This is a genomic window from Saccharopolyspora karakumensis (genome assembly GCF_004349225.1).
GTDB lineage: Bacteria > Actinomycetota > Actinomycetes > Mycobacteriales > Pseudonocardiaceae > Saccharopolyspora > Saccharopolyspora endophytica.
Window position 1 is genome coordinate 34794 of sequence record NZ_SMLA01000016.1, and the last position, 23148, is coordinate 57941.

The window sequence follows — 23148 nt, forward strand, 5'->3', positions numbered from 1 at the left end:
ACACCGAGAGAAGGAGAGTCATGACCACCACCGAACAACGCCGCTTCACCACCAGGCCCGGCACCGCGCAGGGCTGGCTGGACCGCGCCCGCGAGGTCGCCGGGGTGCTCGCCGAGACCGCGCTGAGCCGCGACCGGGCCAACGAGACACCGCACGAGGAGGTGCGTCTGCTCAAGGAATCCGGCCTGGTCACGTTGCTCGGGCCGCGCGAGCACGGCGGCGCGGGCGAGACCTGGCAGACCGCCTACCGCGTGGTCCGCGAGGTCGCCAAGGGGGACGGCTCGATCGGCCAGCTGCTCGGCTACCACTACCTGTGGGCGTGGGCCGCGCGGCTTGTGGCCACCCCCGAGCAGATCGCCGAGGTCGAGCAGCTCTACACCAGCAACGAGTTCTTCTTCGGCGGCGCTGTCAACCCGCGCGACGACGACCTGGTCATCACCGATGAGGGCGACAACCTGGTGTACCGGGGGCGCAAATCGTTCTCCACCGGCAGCAAGGTCTCCGACCTGACCGTGCTGGAAGGCGTGCTGGAGGGAACCGCCACGCACGTCTTCGCGATCGTGCCCTCCCAGCAGGACGCCATCGTCTACGGCGACGACTGGGACAACCTCGGTCAGCGGCTCACCGAGTCCGGTAGCGTGCGCATCGACGGGGTGCGGGTGCCGTGGGCGTCGGCGGCGGGGTTCGTGGACAAGCGGTTCCAGGCGCTGACCTACAACACCCTCAACGTGCCCACCATCCAGCTGGTGTTCGCCAACTTCTACCTCGGCATCGCCCAAGCCGCGCTGGAGGCGGGGCTGTCCTACACCGCCGGCAACACCCGTGCCTGGCCCTACGGCGGTGACAACAAGGAGTCCGCCGGCGAGGAGTTCTACGTCCTGGACGACTACGGCGACCTGCAGGCCAAGCTGTGGGCGACGGAGGCGCTGGTGGACAAGGCGGGCGAGGAGATCTCGGCCGTGCTGCACGCCGAGCGGGAGGCACTCACCGAGCAGCAGCGCGGTGATGTCGCCGTGCGCATCGCAGCGGCCAAGCAGCGGGTCATCGACGTGGGCCTGGAGATCGCCACCCGCGTGTTCGAGCTGACCGGTGCTCGCGCGTCGTCGAACTCGGTGGGCATGGACCTCTACTGGCGCAACCTGCGCACCCACAGCCTGCACGACCCGGTGGCCTACAAGCGAGTCGAGGTCGGCCGGTACGCGCTGCTCGGGGAGGTGCCCGAACCCACCTGGTACACCTGACCGGACCCGAGGAGGGGGTGCGGGCCACGCGCCCGCACCCCCTCCTCACCCGCCGTTGCGCCCGGAGTCCGGGCGCGGGCGACGTTCCTCCCGAGCACCCTCATATCGGGTGCTGTGCGCCAGGTCACGGGAACTGCGGCGGTGTTCTCTCCGACCACTTGGACGTGGAATCGATCGCGAGGAGCAGTGCTGCGGTGGACGAGATCGGTGTGATCGGGGCCGGTGGCGAAGGGCTGGCCGTGGTCGCCCACCTGTCCTCGGCGGGCCACCGGGTGCGGCTGTGCACCCGAAACCCGCAGCGGGTGGCGGGGATCCGGGACGGAGGCGAGGTCCGGGCGACCGGTGAGCTGGAGGGCCGGTTCCCGGTCGCGCAGGTCACCGCCGACCCGGCGGAGCTGGCGCGGCGCTGCCGGGTGCTGGTGGTCGCCGCGATCACCACCGCTTACCCGGAGATCGCCGCGTCGCTGGCCGCGCACCTCACCACCGACCACGTGATCGTGCTGTTCTCCGGGAAGCTCTGCGGCAGCGCGGAGTTCGCCGCAGCGCTGAGCAGCGGCGGGGCTCCGGAGGTGGACGTGGTGGAGACCGACGCGCTGTTCGCCGCACGTCCCGACGGCGACGACGGCGTGCGGGTCCTCGGCACCAAGCGGTGGAACCTCGTCTCCGGTGCCACGCCCGGTGCGGTCGAACGCAGGGCGCCGGTGATCCGGGAGTGGTTCCCGCAGCTGGAGATCGCCACCAACCTGGTCCACAGAGGACTCACCGATGTCGGTGCGGTCGCCCACGCCCCGATCGCGCTGGCCAACCTCGGCACCATCGACCGCGGCGAGGAACTGCTGTTCTACCTCGAGGGCGTCTCCGACCGGACCGTCGCGTTGCTGCGCGAGGTCGAGCAGGAGTTCCGCGAGGTCGCCGCCGCTTACGGCGCGGCCCTGACGCCCATGCCGGACGTGCTCGACCTCTACTACGGCTGCACCACCACGAGCCTGCTGGACGCGATGCGCAGCGCAGCGCCCTACAAGACCATCCTCGCGCCGGGATCGCTGGACCACCGGTTCCTGCACGAGGACATCGCCTCGACGCTGGTGCCGCTGGAAGCGCTCGCCGCCAAGGCCGGAATCGCCACGCCGATGGTCGGCTCCATCATCAACGTGATGTCCACGCTGTCCGGGAAGCCCTTCCGCCGCAGCGGCAGGACCCTCGAACGGCTCGGCTGGGCCGAGCACGACCACGCCGAGATCCGTCGCGCGCTCAGCCCCGGGAGAACCGCCGGCGCTCGAACTGCGCCGCCAGCGCCGGGTAGCGTCGCGGCAGCAGTCTGACCAGCAGGTCGACCAGTTTCGCGTCGTTGCCGACCAGGACCCGCTGCTTGCCCGCCTCGACGCCGTCGACGATGATGCGGGCCGCTTGCCGCGGCGGCATCTTCAGCAGCTTCTCGTTGTAGGTGCGCACGCGCGCCTCGTCCTCGGGGGTCACCTCGCCGCGCTTGCGCGCGTCCTCCAGACCGGCCGAGGCGATGTTGGTGCGCACCCCTCCGGGATGCACCACGGTGACCTGCACCGGGCGCCCGGCCATGAGCATCTCGGCGCGCAGGCTCTCGGTGAACCCGCGCACCCCGAACTTGCTGGCGCAGTAGGCGGTGCTGCGGGGCTGGCCCATGATGCCGTTGAGGCTGGACACGTTGACCACGTGACCGTCGCCGGAGGCGATGAGGTGCGGCAGGAAGGCCTTGCTGCCGTGGATCACGCCGAACAGGTTGACCCCGAGCACGCGCTCGTAGGTCTCCCAGTCGTTGTCGGCCACCGCGCCTCCGGCGGCGATCCCCGCGTTGTTGTAGACCTGGTGCACCACGCCGAAGTCCGCGGCCACCGACGCCGCGTAGGATTCGACGGCCTGCCGATCGCTGACGTCCAGCCGAGCCGAGCGCACCTGCGCGCCCAGCGCTTCGAGCCGGTCCGCCGTGGCGGCCAGGCCGGTCTCGTCGACGTCCGACACCGCCAGCCGCGCACCCCGGCGGGCCAGCTCGAACGCGATCTCGCGGCCGATGCCCGAACCCGCACCGGTGACCACGGCGACCTTGCCGCGAACCTCGCTCATCGGGCCGACTCCTCTGCTGCGGTGGTGATGTGCTCGGTGGTCATCGCCACCAGCCGGTCGATCAGGCTGGGGGCGATGTGGTGGCCCATGCCGTCGATCTCCACGTAGCGGGCGCCGGGGATGGCCGCGGCCGTGGCGCGACCGCCGCTGACGTGCACCATGCGGTCGGTGTCGCCGTGGATCACCAGCGTCGGCGCGGTGATCCGGCGCAGCTCGGCCGTGCGGTCGCCGCTGGCGTGGATCGCGCTGATCTGGCGCGGCCGGCCCTCCTTGGCACGGGCACCGCCACCGCGTTCCCACAACCCTGCGGCCCACGCGCGTTCGAGGTCGTCGTCCGGCGGGAACGATGCCGAGCCGATGTGCCGCAGCATCCACAGGTGCCGCTCCACCGACTCCTCGACGGTGTGCGCCGGGCCCTTGGCCATGCGCACCAGCGTCGACCGCGCGGGCTGGCCGACCGAGCGGGCACCGGTGGTGGAGAAGATCGAGGTCAGCGACTCGACCCGGTCGGGGTGCCGGGCGGCGACGGTCTGGGCGATCATGCCGCCCATCGACATCCCCAGCAGCTGCACGCGCTTGAGCCCCAAGCGGTCGAGCAGACCGACGATGTCGGCGGCCATGTCGCCGAGGTCGTAGGCGTCGGGCCGGGGCCGGGCGAACAGCTGGCGCAGCCTGCCGGGCGGCGGGGTGCCGATCCGCGACGAGCGGCCGGCGTCGCGGTTGTCCAGGCGCACCACGCGGAAACCGCGCTCGGTGAAGCCGTCGACGAGCCGCTGCGGCCACGAGGTCAGGTCCAGGCCCAGCCCCGCGATGAGCACCAGCGGAGTCCCGTCCGCCGGGCCGTCGACGCGGTAGCAGATCCGCGGGCCCGCGGGCAGGTCGACGAAGAGGTCCTCGCTCATCGGGTCACCTCCGCGCGGGCCTCGGCGCGGGAGAACCGCAGCTCGGGGTCGGTGACGCTGTTCGAGCGCAGCAGCTTGACGTCGGAGTGGTAGCTCAGCGAGGTCAGCCACGGCATCCGGTCGCCCTGCTTGGGCAGCTGATCGACCGAGCGCTGGATGTAGCCGGCGCCGAAGTCCAGGAACGGGCGCTTGGGCATCGCCGGATCGCTGGGAACCGGGCGGCAGATGTCGAGCCCGTAGGCGTCCATGTGGGTCAGCAGGCGGCAGAAGTGCTCGCACAGCAACCCGATCTTCAGCGTCCACGACGAGTTCGTGTAGCCGATCGCGAACGCCAGGTTCGGCACGCCCGAGAGCATCATGCCCTTGTAGGCGATCGTGTCCGGCAGGCGAACGGGTTCGCCGTCGACGACCAGCGGCACGCCGCCGAAGGGCTGCACGTTCAGGCCGGTGGCGGTGATGATGACGTCCGCCTCCAGCTCGGCACCGGATTCCAGCTTCACGCCGCGTTCGGTGAACGTCTCGATCCGGTCGGTGACCACCGAGGCCTGGCCCCGCCGGATCGCCTTGAACAGGTCGCCGTCGGGCACCGCGCACAACCGCTGGTCCCACGGGTCGTAGGGCGGGTTGAAGTGGGTGTCGACCGGATAGCCCTCGGGCAGCGCCTTGCTGTTGACGTAGCGGATCAGCTTGCGCGCGGTCTTCGGGAAGCGCTGGCAGAAGCTCCAGATCAGGCGCTGCTGCAGGATGTTCTTGCGGCGCGCGATCGCGTAGCCGCGCTCGGGGCCGAAGAGGCGCCCCGCGATGTTGGCGACGGCGTCCTTCTTGGGCACCGGCATGATGTAGGTCGGCGTGCGCTGCAGCATCGTCACGTGCGAGGCCGTGTCCGCCATCGCCGGGACGAGCGTGACCGCCGTCGCGCCGCTGCCGATCACCAGCACCTTCTTGCCGGAGTGGTCCAGGTCCTCCGGCCAGTGCTGCGGGTGGATGATCGGGCCGAAGAACCGCTCCCGGCCCTCGAAGTGCGGGGTGAAGCCCTCGTCGTAGCGGTAGTAGCCGCCCGCGCTGAACACCCAGCGCGCGCTGAGCTGGTGGCAAGCGCCGGTCTCGGGGTTCTCCACGTCGACGAGCCAGCGCGCCTGGGCCGAGGACCACTCGGCACCGACCACCTTGTGGTGGAAGCGCATGTGCGGTTCGAGGTCGTTCTCGGTGATGGTCTCGCGCAGGTAGTCGAGGATGCGCGGTGCCGAGGCGATCGACTCCTCGTCCCGCCACGGCTTGAACTCGTAGCCGAAGGTGTGCAGGTCGGAGTCCGAGCGGATGCCGGGGTAGCGGAACAGGTCCCACGTCCCGCCGGAGGCGCCGCGCGCCTCCAGGATCGCGAAGGACTTCGCCGGGTGCGAGGTCTTGAGGTAACGACCTGCGCCGATGCCGGAGATCCCGGCCCCCACGATCAGGACGTCCAGGTGCTCGACCGGTGTGCCGGTGGTGGTCATCGTGCTGCTCCCCGCGCGGACCGACTGCTCTTTCCCCGGGAGCATGCCCGGGGCCCGCTGACTTGCGCCACAGCGACATGCACCAGGATCATGCGGAAATGGTGCGGGATGCTGCGTCCGAGTGGCCGAGGGTGTCCCCGCGGGTGCGGGAGCTGTTCCGGCGGGGTGCCGAGATCGCGTTGAACCCGCACGCCGAGTGGGTCGAGGAGCTGCACGCCGCCGCCCTCGGGGGTGCGCGGGTCCGGCTGGTCGCCGAGGACCCGGCGCTGGCCGCCGCGACCCGTCGTGCCAACCTCGCGAACCTGCTGCACTGGGCGGCCGCCAACGTGCAGAACCCCGGGCGCAGGGTTCCGGCCAACACCAGCTCCGAACTCCTCGAAGCGTCCCGCGACCTGGTGCGACGGGGTTTGGACGAGACCGCGCTGGACTCCTACCGGACGGCGCAGAACGTCGCGTGGCGGCGCTGGATCGAGATCGTCTTCGGCCTCACCGACGACCCCGGCGAGCTGCGCGAGCTGCTCGACGTCTCCGCCGTGTCGATCGGCACCTTCATCGACGACACCGTCGCCGCCGTCAGCGAGCGCATGCAGCACGAGCGCGACGAGCTCACCCGGGGCGCGCACGCGGAGCGCCGCGCGGCGGTGACGCTGCTGCTGGAGGGCGCGCCGATCGGGCAGGCGCGGGCCGAGAGCAGGCTCGGCTACCGGCTCTCCGGACCGCACACCGCCGCGATCCTCTGGAGCGGCGCGGCGGGTTCCGAGCAGGTCGAAGCCGCCGCGGAGGCGGTGACCCGCGCGTCCGGTGCCGACCACCGGCTCACCGTGATCGCCAGCGCCGCGGCCATGTGGGTCTGGCTGCCCGTGGCCACCGCACCACCCGTGGCCGACCTGATCGCGCGCCTGGCCGACCATCCCGACGTGAGGGTCGCGGTGGGCCGTCCCGGCACGGGCGTCGAGGGCTTCCGCCGCAGCCATCTCGACGCCGCCACCACGCAGCGCATGGTCGCCCGGCTCACCTCACCGCAGCAGGTTGCCCGCTACCAGGACGTGCAGCTGGTGTCGTTGCTGACCAGCGAGCCCACCCAGACCGACGAGTTCCTGGCCGACACCCTGGGCGATCTGCGGTACGCCGACGCCGAGACGCGCACCGCCGTGCTGACCTACGTGCGCGAGCTGGGCAGCACGACCCGCACCGCGGAGCGCCTCTACACCCACCGCAACACGGTCCTGCGCCGGCTGGCCAGGGCCGACGAGCTGCTGCCGCGCCCGCTCGCCGAGAACGCCCTCGCAGTGGCGGCGGCTCTCGAAGCCCTGCACTGGCGCGGCACCGGCTAGGCCCGCCCGGCGGAAAAGGGGACCCCCGAGAACGGCCCCGTCCTCCTCCCCAGCCGCGGCACTACTGGGCCTGAGACGTGCTCTCCTGCAACGGAAAAGTCCGGCTGGCTAGTAACGCAGGCGGGTTCCCCGGTTCGACTCCCCGCACGGCGGAGGACCGGCCAGCGCTCAAGGGCGTTGGCCGACGCCCGTGCGGAGTTCCTCGAGCCTGCCGCCCGGGAGGGGGGAGCGGAGCGGAGGGCTGGAATCGCCGGTGGCCGAACGCAAACCGCGCAGGAAGTCGGCGACCGCCTGGGTGGAGCTGCGCCGCGGGCTCCAGCCGAGCTCCTCGCGGGCGCGCCCGGTGTCCATCATCGGCAGCCGCAGGAACGCGTCGAACAGGTCCGGTGACGCGGGCACCAGGTGCAGGTTCCAGGCCGCCGCCAGCACCGCGCGCACCAGCGGCGCCGGAACCGCTGCGGGACGGGCCTGCAGCAGATCCGCCAGCGCGCTGAAGTCCACCACCGGATCCGCCGCGACGTTGAACGCACCCCGGCTGTCGGAGAGGATCGCGAGCCGGTAGGCCTCGCCGACGTCGTCGCTGTGCACCGCCTGGAAGCGCAGACCGGTCGGCAGCGGCAGCACCGGGAGGAGTTCCGGCCGGGCGAGGCTGTTGGGCAGGAACGGTCCGATGAACAGACGTCGTTGCTGCTCGGCGGACTCGGGCTTGAAGCAGAACGCGGTGCGCATCCGGACCACTCGGATGTCCGGGTGCTGCCGTTCGAAGGCGTCGAGGAACCGCTCCAGGTAGGCCTTCTCCCGGCTGTAGGCCGCGGCCGGCCACCCGTGCGTCGGCCAGGTCTCGCTGATCGAGCGCCCGCCGGGCCCGGGCGAGTAGGCGGCCACGGACGAGGCGTAGACGAGGTGGCGCACCCCGGCGGCGGCAGCGGCCTCGAACACCCGGATGCTGCCGAGCACGTTGTTGCGCCAGGTCGTCACCGGGTCGTGGGTGGGCTGGAACAGCCAGGCCAGGTGGACCACGGTGTCCACCGAGGCGAATCGTCCGACCAGGTCGTCCTCCTGGACGTCGGTGCGCTCCCACCGGACGCCCCTGCCCTGTTCGGGTGGTTCCCGGCGGGACAGCGCGGTGATCGCTTCCACCTGGGTGTCGCCGCGCAGCGCGTCCACCACGCTCGTGCCGATGTTGCCGGTGGCGCCGACGATCGCGACTCGCCGGGAACTCGCGGACGCTGCCATGAGGACTCCTGCCATCGGTCCGGACGGTCTCCCCACCACGGGTTCCCCGCAGGCCGCGGCACAAACGCGCTGCCGAGGTGCGGGTTTGCCCGGTGCCGCCACCGGAAAGAACGTGGTGGTGAGCTACTGAGGAGGTGGCCGGTGAAGGCGCTGACATGGCAAGGACCGCGGGACGTGCGCGTCGAGAACGTGGCGGACCCGAAGCTGGAGGCCGACACGGACGCGATCATCCGCGTGACCAGCAGCGGGGTCTGCGGCTCCGATCTGCACCTCTACGAGGTGCTGGCGCCGTTCCTCGACCCCGGCGACGTCCTCGGCCACGAGCCCATGGGCGTGGTGGAGGAGACCGGGTCGGCGGTGAGCGACATCGCGCCGGGGGATCGGGTGGTGGTGCCGTTCAACATCGCCTGCGGCCACTGCTGGATGTGCGAACGACGCCTGTTCGCCCAGTGCGAGACCACGCAGGTGCGCGAGCACGGCAGCGGAGCCGCGCTGTTCGGCTACACCAAGCTCTACGGCAGCGTTCCCGGTGCCCAGGCCGAGTACCTGCGGGTGCCCCAAGCCCAGTTCGGGCCGATCAAGGTGCCGGAAGGGCCACCGGACGAGCAGTTCGTCTACCTCTCCGACGTGCTGCCCACCGCGTGGCAGGCCGTCGAGTACGCCGACGTGCCCAAGGGCGGCACGGTGGCGGTGTTCGGGCTCGGCCCCATCGGGCAGATGGCGGCCCGGATCGCCCTGCACCACGGTTTCCGCGCCATCGGCGTCGACCGGGTGCCGGAACGGCTGAACATGGCCGAGCGGCACGGAGTTCGCACCATCGACGCCGCTCAGCGGGACGACGTCGCCGATGCCGTGCGCGAGCTGACCGACGGTCGGGGAGCGGACTCGGTGATCGACGCCGTCGGCATGGAGGCGCACGGTTCGCCCGTCGCCGAACTGGGGCAGAAGGTCGCCGGGGTGCTGCCCGACGCCGTCGCCGAGCCGCTGATGTCCAAGGCCGGGGTCGACCGGCTCTCCGCGCTGTACGAGTGCATCGACAGCGTCCGCCGGGCGGGCACGATCTCGCTCAGCGGGGTCTACGGCGGCATGGCCGACCCGATGCCGATGCTCACCCTGTTCGACAAGGGCGTTCGGATCGCGATGGGGCAGGCCCACGTGAAGCGGTGGATCCCGGACCTGCTGCCGCTGGTGGGCCACGAGTCCGATCCGCTCGGTGTGCGCGACCTGGCCACCCACCACCTCCCGCTGGACGAGGCCCCGACCGCCTACGACATCTTCCAGCGCAAGGTGGACGGGGCGATCAAGATCCTCCTGGAGCCCTAGGGTCGCGCCTCAGCTGAGGTCGAAGGGGAGGAGCTGCACGCAGCGGTCGAACTTGGCGCGCAGCTCGTCCTCGTCGTCCGCTCCCAGGTAGACGGCGAAGAGCTCGTAGCTGTAGCTGTCCTGCGCCGGGAGTTCCGAGAGCCGCGATCCCTGCTCGGCGATGATGTCCACAGTGGCTCCCGGGAGCTCCTCGGCCAGCCGCGCGAGGTCGTCCTCCGACGGGGTGGAGTCGACCACGGCGTCGTCGAAGACGCGGTGGAACCACTTGGCGGCGATGCGGTGCGGACCTTCGCGGCTGGGCATGGTCGGCTCCTCGCCGACCGCTAGCTGCACCATCGCCTGGTGGTTGGGCATGCCGTCGACCAGCTCGAACAGCGGTGCGTGCGATTGGGAGAGCCGCGGGTTGATCTCGAGGATGTTGACCGCGTCGGTGTCGGTGTCCCAGAAGAACTCGATGTTGAACGTCGAGTCGTTCAGCCCCATGTGCTCGATGACCTCGCGGCTGATCTCGATGATCCGCTCCTGCAACTCCTCCGGGGCCTGCGAGGGGTACTGGTAGCGCAGGAAGCTGGAGGAATCCGGGTAGCACAACGAATCCACGACGCCGTGCACGTGCGCGCGGCCACCGTGGACGTAGCCCTCGGTGGTGAGCTGCTCGCCGCGCACGGCCTCCTCGGCCAGGCACGCCATGCCCCCGGCCTCCTCGATCGCCGGCGGCAGCTCCAGCTTGGAGAGCAGGAAGTCGAAGGCCCGCCCGATGCGGCCGATGCCTTCGCGGATCTCGGCGGCCGCCGCGCGCAGCCCCGCCTCGTCGTCGGCCCTGAACGCCAGGTCGGAGGAGAAGGACTTGACCGGCTTGAGCCACATCGGGAATTGCATCCCCGGCGGCGTCTCCGGCTCGTCCAGGTCGACGATCGCGAAGCCCGGGTGCGCGTCGGTGACCTCGCGCTGCACGAGCCTGCTCCAGTACTTGTGCTCGCACTTGACCACCGATTCCAGGCTCGGCCCGGGCAGCCCGTTGTCGGTGGCCAGGATCGGGACCATCGAGCTGACGGGGAAGTCCCAGTAGCCCACGATCGCGTCGACCGGCTCGGGGAAGTCGTCGAGGCGCTGCTGGGCCTTCTCCAGCAGCTCTTCCAGCCCGATGTCGCCGTACATCAGCTGCTCCTTGTCCAGCAGCGGGTGGAACCGGTACGGCGCGAGGTGCTGGAGCTCGCGCATCAGGGCGAGGTTGCGTTCGTCAGGTCCTAGCAGGAGCACGTTCTTCGGCCGCTCAGTCACACCAACCCGCGTACCCCGGGCACAGGATGTTGAACCCGCGGGAGTGCCGGGTACTCGACAGGTCGCCGAGGACTTCCGATGTGGAGGACGTCATGGAACAGCCGCCCAGCAGCGCACCTGCCCAGCAGCAGACCCCGCCCGGCGCCACCGAGCCGATGCGCCCGCGCCCGCGGGACGAGATGCGCGACTACGTCGGTTCCGGGCACCTCGCGGGCAAGCGGGCGCTGGTGGTCGGCGGGGACTCCGGGATCGGCCGAGCCGTGTCGGTGGCCTTCGCCAAGGAAGGCGCCGACGTCGCGCTCGCCTACTTCGACACCTCGGAGGACGCCGACGCCGAGCGCACCGCCGAGCTGGTGCGCGAGCAGGGCCGCCAGTGCCACCTGTTCCGCGGCGACGTCGCCGAGGAGAGCTTCTGCACGCGCCTGGTCGACGACGCCGCGGAGCGGCTCGGAGGCCTGGACGTGCTGGTCAACCACGCCGGCACGCAGGCGGCGCAGGACGACCTGCGGTCGATCACCACCGAGCAGTTCAAGCGGACCTTCGAGGTCAACGTCTTCGCGGTGTTCTGGTTGTGCAAGGCCGCGCTGCGCCACCTGCCCGAGGGCGGGGCGATCATCAACACCGGATCGGTCAACGGGTTGCGCGGCAACAAGGACCTGATGGACTACTCGGCCAGCAAGGGCGCGGTGCACGTGCTCACGCAGTCGATCGCCCAGTCCCTGGCGGCCTCCGGTGTCCGCGTCAACTGCGTGGCGCCCGGTCCGGTGTGGACGCCGCTGATCCCGGCGACGCTGCCGGAGGACAAGGTGGAGGGGTTCGGCGAGCAGACGCCGATGGGGCGCATGGGCCACCCCGACGAGATCGCGCCGTCCTACGTCTTCTTCGCCTCCGACCGCCTGTCCAGCTACTACACCGGCGAGGTGCTGGCGCCGGTCGGCGGCGAAACCCACCCCGGCTGACCGCGCCCGAGGAGATCGATCAGTTCCCGGTTGAGCGAGCGGACATCCGGGTAGGCGGGTGGGGACGACGCCGACACGGACGATCGGAGGGTGCGGCATGGCCGACACGGTGGCCGACTACCTGCTGCGACGACTGCGGACCTGGGGCGTGGAGCACGTCTTCGCCTACCCCGGTGACGGCATCAACGGGATCCTCGCCGCCTGGGAGCGGGCCGACAACGACCCGCGGTTCATCCAGGCCCGGCACGAGGAGCTCGCCGCGTTCGAAGCCGTGGGGTACGCGAAGTTCTCCGGGGAGGTGGGAGTCTGCGCCGCGACCGGCGGACCCGGCGCCATCCACCTGCTCAACGGGCTCTACGATGCCAAGCTCGACCACGTGCCCGTGGTCGCCCTCGTCGGGCAGCAGGCCAGCACCTCCCTCGGCGGGGCCTACCAGCAGGAGGTCGATCTCTCCTCGCTGTACAAGGACGTCGCCGAGTACGTGCAGTTCGTCTCCACCCCGCAGCAGCTGCCCAACGCGCTCGACCGCGCCATGCGCACGTCGTTCGCGCGCAGGACGGTCACGGCCCTGATCATCCCGAACGACGTGCAGGAGATGACCTACTCGCCGCCGACGCACGCGTTCAAGATGGTGCCCTCCAGCGTCGGCATCTCCGAGGCGGTCACCACGCCGGGGGAGGCGGACCTGGAGCGCGCCGCCGAGGTGCTCAACGCCGGCGAGCGCGTGGCCATCATGGTCGGCCAGGGCGCCCGGAAGGCCGCGGGCGAGGTCACCGCCGTCGCCGACGTGCTCGGGGCCGGTGTGGCGAAGGCGTTGCTGGGCAAGGACGTGCTGCCGGACGACCTGCCGTGGGTGACCGGTGCGGCGGGACTGCTGGGCACGCGACCGTCCTGGGAGCTGATGCGCGACTGCGACACCCTGCTGATGGTCGGCGCGAGCTTCCCCTACAGCCAGTTCCTGCCCGAGTTCGAGCAGGCCCGCGCGGTCCAGATCGACATCGATCCGACCATGATCGGCATGCGGTACCCGTTCGAGGTCAACCTGCTCGGTGATGCCCGGGCGACCCTGTCGGCGTTGCTGCCGCGACTGCGCCGCAAGCAGGACCGCGCCTGGCGGGAGAAGGTCGAGTCCGGTGTCCGGGACTGGTGGGAGGTGATGGAGCGCCGCGCCGGGGTGGAGGCCGAACCGCTCAACCCGGAACGGGTGTTCCACGAGCTGTCACCGCAGTTGCCCGATGATGCCATCATCACCGCCGACTCCGGCTCGGCGGCCAACTGGTACGCCCGGCACCTGCGGGTGCGCGGCCGCATGCGCTGCTCGCTGAGCGGGACGCTGGCCACCATGGGACCGGGAGCTCCCTACGCCACGGGCGCGAAGTTCGCCCACCCGGACCGGCCGGTGATCGCGCTGGTCGGCGACGGCGCGATGCAGATGAACGGGATCAACGAGCTCATCACCATCGGGCAGCACTGGCGCGAGTGGCAGGACCCGCGAGTGGTCGTGGGCGTGCTCAACAACGGCGACCTCAACCAGGTCACCTGGGAGATGCGGGCGCTCAACGGCGCTCCGCAGTTCCTCCCCTCGCAACGGCTTCCGGAGTTCGACTACGCGGAGTTCGCGCGCAGCGCGGGTTTCCGGAGTATCCGGGTCGCCGATCCGGGCAGCGTCGCCGACGCGTGGGCCGAAGCGCTGAGCAGCGACCGGCCCTGCCTGATCGACTTCGTCACCGACCCGGCCGTGCCGCCGATCCCGCCGCAGGCGGACTGGAGCCAGGTCGAGTCGATGGCCGAGGCCATGCTCAAGGGCGACCCCGACGCGTGGTCGGTGGTCACCGAGGGCGTGAAGTCCAAGGCCCAGGAGTTCCTCCCGCGCCGTCGCTGACACGGCGCGAAACGGCGCCCCCGGGAGTCCGGGGACGCCGTTTCGGGTCTCAGCGGTTCCTGCGCCGCTCCGGTGGCACGCGGGGCCCGGTGTGGAGCAGCGAGTTCGCCCGTCCCGTCCTGCTCGGGGCGCCGTCCTGGGACGCCGAGGCCTCCTTGCTCGGTTTCATCGGGTTGTGCTGCGCGACTTCGTCGCGAACCCTCCTGGTGAGTTGGCGGATCCGGTCACCGGGCATGACCACCACGTCCTTTCCCCCCGTCGTCGTTTCCGGGGTGATGAAGCGGCATTTCCTTCGCACCTGTCGGGTTGTCACCGCGGGGTGGGTGGCAAACACGTTGGTGGGAACAGAATTGGCGGTGGCGATCAGCTTCCGGCCGCCTCGCGCAGGGCGGGCAGCAGCTTCTCCCGCGCGAAGCCGAAGAAGCCGGCCGGATCGGCGTCCACGCCGACCTGGACCAGGGCGATGTCGGTGAAACCCGCCTGCCAGTGGGCCTGCACGGTCTTGACGATCCGATCGACGTCGGGGCCGCACGGGATGCCCGCGGTGACGTCGTCGAGCCGCACGTGCTGGGTGGCGGCGGCGAAGCCGGCGGGACCGGGCAGTTCGGCGTTGACCTTCCAGCCACCGGCGAACCAGCGCAGCTGCTCCCAGGCGCGCCGGGCGGCGGCGTCGGCCGACGGGTCCCAGCAGATCGGCTGCTGACCGTACTTGCGCTGGTCACCACCGGTCGCGGAGTCCCAGGCACGGCAGAGCGAGGATTCCGGCTGCACGGCGATCATCGCGTCGGACAGCGGGGCGAAGCGCTGCACCGACTGGTCGCCGGACACGGCGGTGGCCACCGGGACCCGCTGGTCGGGCAGGTCCCACAGCTTCGCCGAATCGACCCGGTAGTGGTCGCCGGTGAAGTTCACGTGGCCGCCGTCGAACAGCGAGGAGATGATCCGCAGCGCCTCGGTGAGCATCTCGTGCCGCACGTTGACCGGCGGCCAGCCCTGGCCGATGACGTGCTCGTTGAGGTTCTCCCCGGCACCCACGCCCAGCGTGAACCGGTCGTCGGAGAGCAAGCCGATCGTGGCGGCCTTCTGCGCGACGACGGCGGGGTGGTAGCGCATGATCGGCGCGGTGACGAAGCTCAGCAGGTCCATCCGCTCGGTCATCTGCGTGACGGCCCCCAGCACGCTCCACGCGTAGGGGGAGTGGCCCTGCTCGTCCAGCCACGGCGAGTAGTGGTCGCTCATCACCGCGAAGTCGAACCCCGCGCGCTCGGCCGCGGCCGCCTGCTTGACCAGCTCGCGCGGCCCCGACTGCTCCGTCATCAGCGTGTACCCGAACCGAACCATGTTCCCCGCCCTCCGGTGCTCGCCAGTCCTGTCCGCGAGTAACCGCGCAGCGGCGCGGTGAAACGTGCGCGCCGGGGCATGGCCGCATCGGTTGATGGGTAGTCAGCGAGTGACGCCCGGGACAGTCGAGGCGAGCGAGGAGGACGCGTGCGCGAGGTCGACGAGCTGCCCTGCGAGATCAAGCAGGAGGAGCACATCTGGATTCCCCTGTCCGACGGAACCCGCTTGGCCGGGCGCATCTGGCGGCCGGTCTCCTCCGACACCGAGCCCGTTCCGGCGGTGCTGGAGTTCATCCCCTACCGGCTGCGTGACCTCACCTCGTTGCGCGACTCCATCCACCACCCGTACCTGGCCGGGCACGGCTACGCGTGCGCCCGCGTGGACTTGCGCGGCAGCGGCGACTCCGACGGGATCCTCACCGACGAGTACCTGGAGCAGGAGCTCGTCGACGCCGAGGAAGTGCTGGCGTGGTTGGCGGAACAACCGTGGTGCACCGGGCGGACCGGCATGATGGGCATCTCCTGGGGCGGTTTCAACGCCCTGCAGGTGGCCGCCAGGAGACCGCCGAGCCTGGGGGCGATCGCGGCGCTGTGCTGCGCCGATGACCGCTACGCCGACGACGTCCACTACATGGGCGGATGCCTGCTCAGCGACAACCTGTCCTGGGCGAGCACGATGTTCGCCTACACCTCCTGCCCGCCCGATCCGGAGGTCGTCGGCGACCGCTGGGAGGAGATGTGGCGCGAACGCATGGAGGAGAGCGGCCTGTGGATCGACACCTGGCTGCGCCACCAGCGCCGCGACGACTACTGGCGGCACGGCTCGATCTGCGAGGACTTCTCCGGGGTCGAGTGCCCGGTGATGGCCGTGAGCGGCTGGGCCGACGGCTACTCCAACGCCGTGTTCCGGCTGATGCAGAACCTCGACGCGCCGCGCCGCGGCCTCATCGGGCCCTGGTCGCACAAGTACCCGCACCTGGGGCGGCCTGGTCCTGCCATCGGTTTCCTGCAGGAGCTGGTGCGCTGGTGGGACCACTGGCTCAAGGACGTCGACAACGGGGCGATGGACGGACCGATGCTGTGCACCTTCATGCAGGAGAGCATGCCGCCGTCCACCAGTTACGAGGAACGCCTCGGACGCTGGGTCGGCGAGCCGTCGTGGCCGTCACCCCACGTGCGCCGCACCCGGTTCCCGTTGGGGCAGAACAGAATCGAGCGGCCGGGGGAGGGGCAGGACGGACGGCGGCTGACGGTCGCCTCGCCGCTGTCGGTCGGTCAGTACGGCGGCAAGTGGTGCTCCTACAACGCACCCCCGGACCTGCCCTACGACCAGCGCGAGGAGGACGGCGGGTCGCTGGTGTTCGACACCGAGCCGCTGACCGAGCGTTGCGAGATCCTGGGCGGGCCGCTGGTGGACGTGTGCGTGGAGGTGGACCGGCCGGTGGCCATGCTGGCCGCGCGGCTCTCCGACGTCAGCCCGACCGGGCAGGCGACGCGCGTGACCTACGGCTTGCTCAACCTCACCCACCGGGACGGGCACGACGAACCGAAACCACTGGAACCCGGTGTGCGGTACCAGGTTCAGTTCTGGTTGAACGGCGTGGCGCAGGCCTTCCCGGCGGGGCACCGCATCCGGCTGGCGCTGTCCACTTCGTACTGGCCGCTGGCGTGGCCACCGCCGGAGCCGGTGCAGCTGACCGTGCACCCGTCCGAGAGCGAGCTGGAACTGCCGATCCGGCCGGCGGAGGAGGCCGATGAGCTGCCCACGCCGCTGTTCGGCGAACCCGAGGGAGCCCCACCGGTGCCCGCGAAGCAGATCACCCCGGGGGAGCAGCAGTGGCAGGTCAGCAGGGACCTGGCCGACTACAGCTCGTCGCTGGAGGTGATCAAGGACCTGGGGCTGGCGCACTTCGAGGACATCGACCTGGACGTCCGCCGGCGCGCCACCGAGCTCTACAGCTGGGTCGGGGAGGACTTCGACTCGGTGCGCGGCGACATCGAGTGGACGATGGGCTTCACCCGCGGTGACTGGTCGGTGCGCACCAGCACCCGCACTGCGTTGACGTCCACGGCCACCGAGTTCCGGTTGCACGCCGAACTCGACGCCTACCTGGGCGACGAGCGCGTGTTCTCCAAGAACTGGGACCATCGCATCCCGCGCGACCACGTGTGAGCACCGAAGAGCGTTGCCGCGCCGGGGAATCGTCCTCCCGGCGCGGCAACGCGGCACTCACTGGCCGTTCTTCTGCACGTAGCCCCGGACGAAGTCCTGCGGGTTGTCCTCGAGGACGTCGTCGATGTCGTCGAGCAGGTCGTCGGTGTCCTCGTCGAGCTGCTCGCGGCGTTCCCGGCCCGAGGTGCTCGGGGCCGGGGCGTCCTCCTCGTCGTCCGGGGGTCTGCGGGTCCTGTCCTGGTGCATGTGGGCCTCCACGGTCGGCGGGCTCGCCCACTGGCCATACCCGTTGCGGTGGAACGCGAATCCCCGCGCTCAGCTCGCCTTCCGGAGCAGGCTGCGGCGTTCCTGCTCGCCGAGACCGCCCCACACGCCGTAGGGCTCGTGGGACCGCAGCGCGTGCTCGCGGCACTGGGCGATGACCGGGCAACGTCGGCAGACGGCCTTGGCCTGGCGCTCCCGCTGGGCGCGGCGCGCGCCGCGTTCGTTGTCCGGGTGGAAGAACCGAGCGGTTCTGAGATCCCGGCACGCGGCGCGCAGCTGCCAGTGCCAGGATTCGCTGGTGGGTTTCGGAAGGCGCTCCGTGGCGGTCATTCTCACCTCCGTGTTGCCGAGGTTGATCATCCGGTCGATCATCGGAATACCCGATGGGGGCTCGGTTCACACATGGCGGCGTCCGGTTCGGACCGGGCCGTTGCGGGTAGCCCGGAGTCGATGCAGCGCACGAGGACCGAACTCGAGCGCCCGGACCTGTCCGAGGCCGGCGTCGTGGCGTGGCACGTCGAGGGCCCGGGCCCTCCGCTGGTGTGCGTGCACGGCGCCGGGGTCTCCAGCCGGGAACTGCTGCCGTTCGTCTCGGGGCGGGCCGGTGTGCGCGAGACGTGGGCGGTGGACCTGCCCGGCTTCGGGTCCAGCCGTCGTTCCGGGCGCCCTCTCGGACTCCACGACCTGGCGCAGGCCCTGGACGTGTGGCGGCGGCAGGTGGGATTGGCGGAGGTCAACCTGCTCGGGTGCTCCTTCGGTTGCCAGATCGCCGTCGAGGCGGCGCTGCTCGCCCCGGAGCACGTGCGCGGGCTCGTGCTGGTCGGCCCGACCACCGATCCGCGGGCCCGCACCTGGCAGGGCCAGGTGCGCCGGTGGTTGCGCAACGCCCGGTGCGAACCGCGCCGGCTCGCACCGCTGACCTTCCGCGACTACCGGGAAGCCGGGCTCCGGCGCGTGGTGACCAGCTTCGCCGAATCGATGCACGACCACGTCGAGGACAAGCTGCCCCGCGTCGGTGCGCCCGCGCTGGTCGTGCGCGGCGAGCACGACGCGCTGGTGCCGCAGGACTGGGCGCAGCGGGTCACCCGGCTGCTGCCGGAAGCGCGCCTGCTGGTCTGGCCCGGCGCGGCGCACATGGTGCCGTTCGCGGCGCCCCACGACCTGGGGAGCGCGGTCGAGGACTTCCTCGTCGCCGCGTGACTAACCGGAGGCCTCCGCGGCGGACAGGTCCCCGGCGGCGCGCTGCCCCCGGAGCTCCCACCGCATCCGCACCCGCGTGCCGTTCTCCCCGGCGGACACGACGGCTTCGTCGGCGAGCCGGTGGATCAGCGGGAGGCCGCGCTTGCGCTCCTGGTCACCGTCCTGCGGCGAGCGCCACGACCCGTGGTCGGTGACCGTCACCTCGACGCCCCGGTCGAGGAGCGAGGCTTCCACGTCGAACGGTCCGGGCATGCCGTCGTAGGCGTGTTCGACCGCGTTGGCCATGGCCTCGTAGGTTGCCAGCGCCAGCGCACCGGCGAGGGTGTCGCCGAGCCCGGCGGTGCGGGCCCACTGGTCCACCTCGTCGCGCAGCACCGGCAAGCTGCCGGCGGAGGCGAGGACTCCGTGGCGGCGCAGACCGTCCACGGCCCCGGGCTCCGGCCCGCCTGACTGAGCGGGTGCCATAGGTCGCTTCCTAACAGTTCTCCGTCAAACGACGCTCAGCTCCTAGGTTCGGCGACTCGGACGGCTCACAAACCCCGTGCGCCGGACAGCGCGTCGTCGCGGTCGGCGAACACGTCGAACTCCTGGTCCAGCCCCATGAGCTGGATCGGGCGCAGCGTGGCGACGTTGGCGGCGACGACCCGGAACCGAGTGCCGGCCTCCTCGGCGTTGCGGTGGGCGCGCACCAGCACGGCCAGTCCCGCCGACGACAGGAACGTGACGTCCATGATGTCGAGCACCAGGACCTCGGGCCCGTCGGCGAGGGCGTGGTTGAGCACCGCTTCGAGCTGCGGTGAGTTGACCAGTTCGACCTCGCCGGTCGCGGTGACGAAGAGCGTGCGGCCCGACCACTCGGCCACCGCGCTGAACGGTGTCGGGTTCTCGTTGATGTCGGTAGCCATGGCTCCATGATGGGGCCGGTGGGCCCACTTGGCAAAGACGCACGGCAGCGTGGCGGTTATGCTGAACGCATGCGTGCTTCTGCGGACTCTTCCGCCGAGGAGCGTTTGCGGCGCATCGAACTGGTCACGGACACCTCGCTGGCTCACCTGGACGTCAACGAGCTGCTGCGTGAAATCCTGGCCCGGGTGCGCGATGTCCTGGGCGTGGACATGGCGACGGTCCTGCTGCTGGATCCGGGCGGTGAGGAGCTGATCGCCACCGCCTCGGTGGGCGTCGAGGACGAGGTGCGGCAGGGCGTCCGGATCCCGGTGGGCAACGATTTCGCCGCCGCCGTGCTCGACTCCGAGCGAGCCGTCGTGTTCGACCGCGTCGACGACGACGTCCTCATCAGCACGCCGTTGCAGCAGAAGGGGATTCGCTCGATCGTCGGAGCACCGATGGTCGCGGGCGGGGACACGCTGGGAGTGCTGTGCGTCGGCGCGTTCGGCGAGCACCGGTTCACCGAGGAGGACGCCGGTCTGGTGCGCATCGCCGCCGATCGCCTCGCCTCGGTCTCGAAGGTCGGTTCCTCGCGCGCGGAACGCATCGCCGCGACCGTGCTGCAGCACAGCCTGCTGCCCGGCCGCTTGCCGTCCGTTCCCGGTGCGTCGATGGACGGCCGCTACATCGCCGGTGCCGATCACGGCATCGGCGGTGACTGGTACGACGTGTTCGAGCTGCCCTCGGGTCGGATCGGCATCGTGATCGGCGACGTCGTCGGCCACGGTCTGCTGGCCGCCGTGGTGATGGGGCGCCTGCGCAGCGCGCTGCGCGCGTACGCGCTCGACGACGAGGAGCCGGCCCGCGTGCTGCACAAGCTCGACCGCAAGGTCACCTACTTCGAGCCGGACGCGATGGCCACCGTGTCCTACGCGATCTACGACCCGGTCACCGCGCGGCTGGAGATCTCGCTGGCCGGGCATCTGCCACCGGTGCTCGCCCTGCCCGGTGATTGCGGCGACCTCGTCAAGGTGCCGGTGGACCCGCCGGTGGGGGTGGAGGTGTCGCGCCGCGAGCGCCGCTCCACCGCCGTCGATCTGCCGGAGCCCTCGGTGCTGTGCTTCTACACCGACGGGCTCATCGAGCGCCGCCAGCAGTCCATCGACGTCGGCCTGAACTCGCTGTGCGAGGCGATCGAGTGCGCGCCCGCCCCCGAGGTCTGCAGCACCGTCACCAACCGCCTGGTGACCGCGGCGTCCGCCGGGGACGACGTCACGCTCCTGGTCCTCAGCCGCCACGGCTAGCTCCCCAGGGCGACCTCCTCGTTGATCTCCTCCTGGTTCTCGTAGGTGCGGTCGGGGACGATGCGCAGCGCGCGCAGCACCTCGCCGTCCACGCCCTGCTGCTCGGCGATGTGCACCAGTTCCTGCTTGCTGACCGGGTAGTGCACCTCCCGCAGGAACGGTTGCACGGTGTCCGGGTCCGGAGGATGGGTCATGACCGCTCACCTCGTCTTCGGCGTGTCCGGGCGGGCTCTGCGCGGTGGTTTCCCGGAAACCGGCCCGCTCAATCACCCACGAGAGCCGAAACACGATCGGTCGCGTGCCTGGCCTCCGGCAGGGATTGCATGATCCAGCCGTGGAACATCCCCGGGTATTCCTCGTAGTCGAGGTCGGCGCCGGTCGTGCGGATGCTGTCGCGCAGCCGTCGCGAGTCGGTCAGCAGCACGTCGCGGGTCCCGGTGAACACGCTGATCGGCGCCAGTCCCGACAGGTCGCCGAACAGCGGGCTCACCCGCGGATCGCGCAGGTCGAGGCCGTCGGTGTAGAGCCGGGCGGCTTCCCGCAGCCCGGGTCCGCTGAGGAACGGGTCGTGCGGCTCGCGCTCGGCGATGCCCGGATCGGTCGTCGTGAGATCCAGCCAGGGCGCGAACAGCACCAGGCGTCGCGGCTGCGGCCGGTCGTGGTGCTTGATCCGCTGCGCCACGAACAGGGTCAGCCCGCCGCCCGCGGAGTCGCCCATGATGATCTGGTCCTCGGCCGGGAGATCGCCGAGGATGCGCTGGTAGGTCTCCCAGATCATCGCCAGCGTCTCGTCGTAGGTGTGCGCGGGGGCCAGCGGGTAGATCGGCACGGTGACCACCGAGCCGGTCGCGTCGATCAGCCGGTCCAGGAACCTCCAGTGAGCCTGCTCGACCTGGTGCACGTAGGCGCCTCCGTGCAGGTAGAGGATGTGCTGCGAGTTCTCCGGCTCGTGGGGGTGCAGCGTGTAGCAGCGGTGTCCGAGCACGTCCGACTCCACGACGTCGAAGCGCCGGTGGACCCAGTCGGGCACCTGCACTCCCTCGGCCTGGTGGCTCTCCGCGCTCTCCCGCAACTTCCCGGGGTCGGCGAAGACCTGCTTGCGCCGCGTCACCCAGTACTTCGCGATGACGGCCCGCGCCTGCCAGCTCACCACGGGCGGAACCTCCTCTCGCGCTTCGACCGGTCTCCGCTCCGGGAGTACCCGTTCCACACCGGTCAAACCGGGACCGGATCGGAGGCGGACGAGCTTGTTCCACTTGGGACCGTGGATGTCGTTGGGGTGGAACGGATTCCGCGAGACCGGAGATGTCTATCGCACGGAGGCCGGGTTCGGGTTACGGGCGATGTGCACCAGAGTGGGGGAATCGCGGGGCAGAGTGCCCCTGGTTGCGAGGTGTGTGGCTGATCACTCTGGATGCCCTGTCGAGACCTCGGGGAGCCGCGATGGGTGTTGGAGTGGCGCGACCGGCCGGTACCGGTCCGCTCAGCGAGACCGGACGGCTGTTCCTGCACGCCGTGGACGTGGCGAGGGCGGTGTTCGCCCGGCCGTTCCAGTGGCGCGAGTTCGTCCAGCAGTCCTGGTTCGTCGCCAGCGTCACCATCGTGCCCACCGCCCTGGTGTCGATCCCGTTCGGGGCGGTGATCGCGCTGCAGCTCGGCTCGCTGACCAAGCAGATCGGCGCCCAGTCGTTCACCGGCGCCTCAAGCGTGCTGGCCATCATCCAGCAGGCCAGCCCGCTGATCACCGCGCTGCTCATCGCAGGGGCCGGCGGCTCGGCGATCTGCGCCGACCTGGGCGCGCGCACCATCCGCGACGAGATCGCCGCGATGGAAACCCTGGGCGTCTCACCGATCCACCGGCTGGTCGTGCCGCGCGTGCTCGCGGCGATGCTCGTCGCCACCCTGCTCAACGGCGTGGTGAGCGTCGTCGGCGTGCTCGGCGGCTACTTCTTCAACGTCATCATGCAGGGCGGCACTCCCGGCGCCTACATGGCCAGCTTCAACGGCCTCGCCCAGCTGCCCGACCTGTGGATCGGCGAGATCAAGGCGGTGATCTTCGGGTTCATCGCCGGGGTGGTCGCCGCGCACCGCGGGCTCAACCCCGCGCCGGGGCCGAAAGGCGTTGGGGACGCGGTCAACCAGGCCGTGGTCATCTCGTTCATGCTGCTGTTCCTGGTGAACGTGGTGCTCACCGCGATCTACCTGCAGCTCGTCCCGGCGAAGGGGATGTGAGC

At 70.9% G+C, this 23148-nt stretch carries 22 protein-coding genes; 10 read left to right on the forward strand and 12 right to left on the reverse strand.

Annotated elements, in window-relative coordinates; translation table 11 throughout:
• The first annotated feature begins 20 nt into the window (after window positions 1–20).
• Window positions 21–1241 carry an acyl-CoA dehydrogenase family protein gene (locus E1202_RS13415; protein WP_132683380.1) on the forward strand — a complete coding sequence of 407 codons (1221 nt, stop codon included), beginning with the start codon at window positions 21–23 and terminating at the stop codon, window positions 1239–1241.
• Between the two features lie 194 nt (window positions 1242–1435).
• Complete coding sequence (locus E1202_RS13420; protein WP_132683381.1) at window positions 1436–2563, forward strand: NAD/NADP-dependent octopine/nopaline dehydrogenase family protein; 1128 nt, start codon at window positions 1436–1438, stop codon at window positions 2561–2563.
• On the opposite strand, the gene E1202_RS13425 is transcribed toward E1202_RS13420, so the two are convergent.
• The 3 genes from E1202_RS13425 to E1202_RS13435 are packed head-to-tail and all read right to left on the reverse strand — an operon-like array spanning window position 2493 to window position 5733.
• Entirely contained in the window at window positions 2493–3338 is an 846-nt protein-coding gene (locus tag E1202_RS13425) for an SDR family NAD(P)-dependent oxidoreductase (protein WP_132683382.1), read from the reverse strand. The genes E1202_RS13420 and E1202_RS13425 overlap by 71 nt on opposite strands.
• The gene (locus tag E1202_RS13430) at window positions 3335–4240 is read right to left on the reverse strand and encodes an alpha/beta fold hydrolase (protein WP_132683383.1); all 906 of its coding nucleotides are present in this window, start codon (window positions 4238–4240) and stop codon (window positions 3335–3337) included. Before E1202_RS13430 ends, E1202_RS13425 begins: the two co-directional genes overlap by 4 nt.
• Window positions 4237–5733, reverse strand: a complete 1497-nt coding sequence (locus tag E1202_RS13435) for a flavin-containing monooxygenase (protein ID WP_132683384.1) — start codon at window positions 5731–5733, stop codon at window positions 4237–4239. Before E1202_RS13435 ends, E1202_RS13430 begins: the two co-directional genes overlap by 4 nt.
• A 98-nt stretch (window positions 5734–5831) precedes the next feature.
• On the opposite strand from E1202_RS13435, the gene E1202_RS13440 reads away from it, so the two are divergent.
• Window positions 5832–7067, forward strand: a complete 1236-nt coding sequence (locus E1202_RS13440; RefSeq protein ID WP_132683385.1) for a PucR family transcriptional regulator — start codon at window positions 5832–5834, stop codon at window positions 7065–7067.
• A gap of 168 nt (window positions 7068–7235) precedes the next feature.
• On the opposite strand, the gene E1202_RS13445 is transcribed toward E1202_RS13440, so the two are convergent.
• Window positions 7236–8303 carry an NAD-dependent epimerase/dehydratase family protein gene (locus E1202_RS13445; RefSeq protein ID WP_132683386.1) on the reverse strand — a complete coding sequence of 356 codons (1068 nt, stop codon included), beginning with the start codon at window positions 8301–8303 and terminating at the stop codon, window positions 7236–7238.
• A 141-nt stretch (window positions 8304–8444) separates the two neighbouring features.
• Between E1202_RS13445 and E1202_RS13450 the strand changes: the two genes are divergently transcribed.
• Window positions 8445–9626, forward strand: coding sequence for a zinc-dependent alcohol dehydrogenase (locus E1202_RS13450; protein ID WP_132683387.1), 1182 nt, complete (start codon window positions 8445–8447; stop codon window positions 9624–9626).
• Between the two features lie 9 nt (window positions 9627–9635).
• Here the strand turns inward: E1202_RS13450 and E1202_RS13455 are convergent, their stop codons facing one another.
• Window positions 9636–10847, reverse strand: coding sequence for an ATP-grasp domain-containing protein (locus E1202_RS13455; protein ID WP_207918620.1), 1212 nt, complete (start codon window positions 10845–10847; stop codon window positions 9636–9638).
• 152 nt (window positions 10848–10999) lie between these two features.
• Here E1202_RS13455 and E1202_RS13460 point away from each other — a divergent pair, with 152 nt between their 5' ends.
• The gene (locus E1202_RS13460; protein ID WP_132683388.1) at window positions 11000–11866 is read left to right on the forward strand and encodes an SDR family oxidoreductase; all 867 of its coding nucleotides are present in this window, start codon (window positions 11000–11002) and stop codon (window positions 11864–11866) included.
• Window positions 11867–11963: 97 nt separating this feature from the next.
• The gene (locus E1202_RS13465; protein WP_132683389.1) at window positions 11964–13748 is read left to right on the forward strand and encodes a thiamine pyrophosphate-requiring protein; all 1785 of its coding nucleotides are present in this window, start codon (window positions 11964–11966) and stop codon (window positions 13746–13748) included.
• Between the two features lie 363 nt (window positions 13749–14111).
• On the opposite strand, the gene E1202_RS13470 is transcribed toward E1202_RS13465, so the two are convergent.
• Complete coding sequence (locus E1202_RS13470) at window positions 14112–15089, reverse strand: TIGR03557 family F420-dependent LLM class oxidoreductase (protein WP_132683390.1); 978 nt, start codon at window positions 15087–15089, stop codon at window positions 14112–14114.
• Window positions 15090–15236: 147 nt separating this feature from the next.
• Between E1202_RS13470 and E1202_RS13475 the strand changes: the two genes are divergently transcribed.
• Window positions 15237–17261, forward strand: a complete 2025-nt coding sequence (locus E1202_RS13475) for a CocE/NonD family hydrolase (RefSeq protein WP_132683391.1) — start codon at window positions 15237–15239, stop codon at window positions 17259–17261.
• A 57-nt stretch (window positions 17262–17318) separates the two neighbouring features.
• On the opposite strand, the gene E1202_RS13480 is transcribed toward E1202_RS13475, so the two are convergent.
• Window positions 17319–17507 (reverse strand): ubiquitin-like protein Pup, encoded by a 189-nt coding sequence (locus E1202_RS13480; protein WP_132683392.1) that lies wholly within the window; start codon window positions 17505–17507, stop codon window positions 17319–17321.
• A gap of 69 nt (window positions 17508–17576) precedes the next feature.
• The gene (locus tag E1202_RS13485) at window positions 17577–17855 is read right to left on the reverse strand and encodes a WhiB family transcriptional regulator (protein WP_132683393.1); all 279 of its coding nucleotides are present in this window, start codon (window positions 17853–17855) and stop codon (window positions 17577–17579) included.
• A 120-nt stretch (window positions 17856–17975) separates the two neighbouring features.
• On the opposite strand from E1202_RS13485, the gene E1202_RS13490 reads away from it, so the two are divergent.
• Window positions 17976–18725, forward strand: a complete 750-nt coding sequence (locus tag E1202_RS13490) for an alpha/beta fold hydrolase (protein WP_165943851.1) — start codon at window positions 17976–17978, stop codon at window positions 18723–18725.
• On the opposite strand, the gene E1202_RS13495 is transcribed toward E1202_RS13490, so the two are convergent.
• Both E1202_RS13495 and E1202_RS13500 read right to left on the reverse strand, forming a co-directional pair.
• The gene (locus E1202_RS13495) at window positions 18726–19190 is read right to left on the reverse strand and encodes an ATP-binding protein (protein ID WP_132683395.1); all 465 of its coding nucleotides are present in this window, start codon (window positions 19188–19190) and stop codon (window positions 18726–18728) included.
• Window positions 19191–19255: 65 nt separating this feature from the next.
• Complete coding sequence (locus E1202_RS13500; RefSeq protein WP_132683396.1) at window positions 19256–19630, reverse strand: STAS domain-containing protein; 375 nt, start codon at window positions 19628–19630, stop codon at window positions 19256–19258.
• Window positions 19631–19699: 69 nt separating this feature from the next.
• On the opposite strand from E1202_RS13500, the gene E1202_RS13505 reads away from it, so the two are divergent.
• Complete coding sequence (locus E1202_RS13505) at window positions 19700–20914, forward strand: PP2C family protein-serine/threonine phosphatase (protein ID WP_132683397.1); 1215 nt, start codon at window positions 19700–19702, stop codon at window positions 20912–20914.
• Here the strand turns inward: E1202_RS13505 and E1202_RS13510 are convergent.
• Together E1202_RS13510 and E1202_RS13515 are read right to left on the reverse strand one after the other, a co-directional pair.
• Entirely contained in the window at window positions 20911–21108 is a 198-nt protein-coding gene (locus tag E1202_RS13510; RefSeq protein WP_132683398.1) for a DUF2795 domain-containing protein, read from the reverse strand. The two genes, E1202_RS13505 and E1202_RS13510, sit on opposite strands and share 4 nt — an antisense overlap.
• A 68-nt stretch (window positions 21109–21176) precedes the next feature.
• Window positions 21177–22067: an alpha/beta hydrolase gene (locus E1202_RS13515; RefSeq protein WP_132683399.1), complete on the reverse strand. Its 891-nt coding sequence runs from the start codon at window positions 22065–22067 to the stop codon at window positions 21177–21179.
• Window positions 22068–22357: 290 nt separating this feature from the next.
• Here E1202_RS13515 and E1202_RS13520 point away from each other — a divergent pair, with 290 nt between their 5' ends.
• Complete coding sequence (locus tag E1202_RS13520; protein ID WP_132673170.1) at window positions 22358–23146, forward strand: MlaE family ABC transporter permease; 789 nt, start codon at window positions 22358–22360, stop codon at window positions 23144–23146.
• The last annotated feature ends 2 nt before the right edge of the window (window positions 23147–23148 follow it).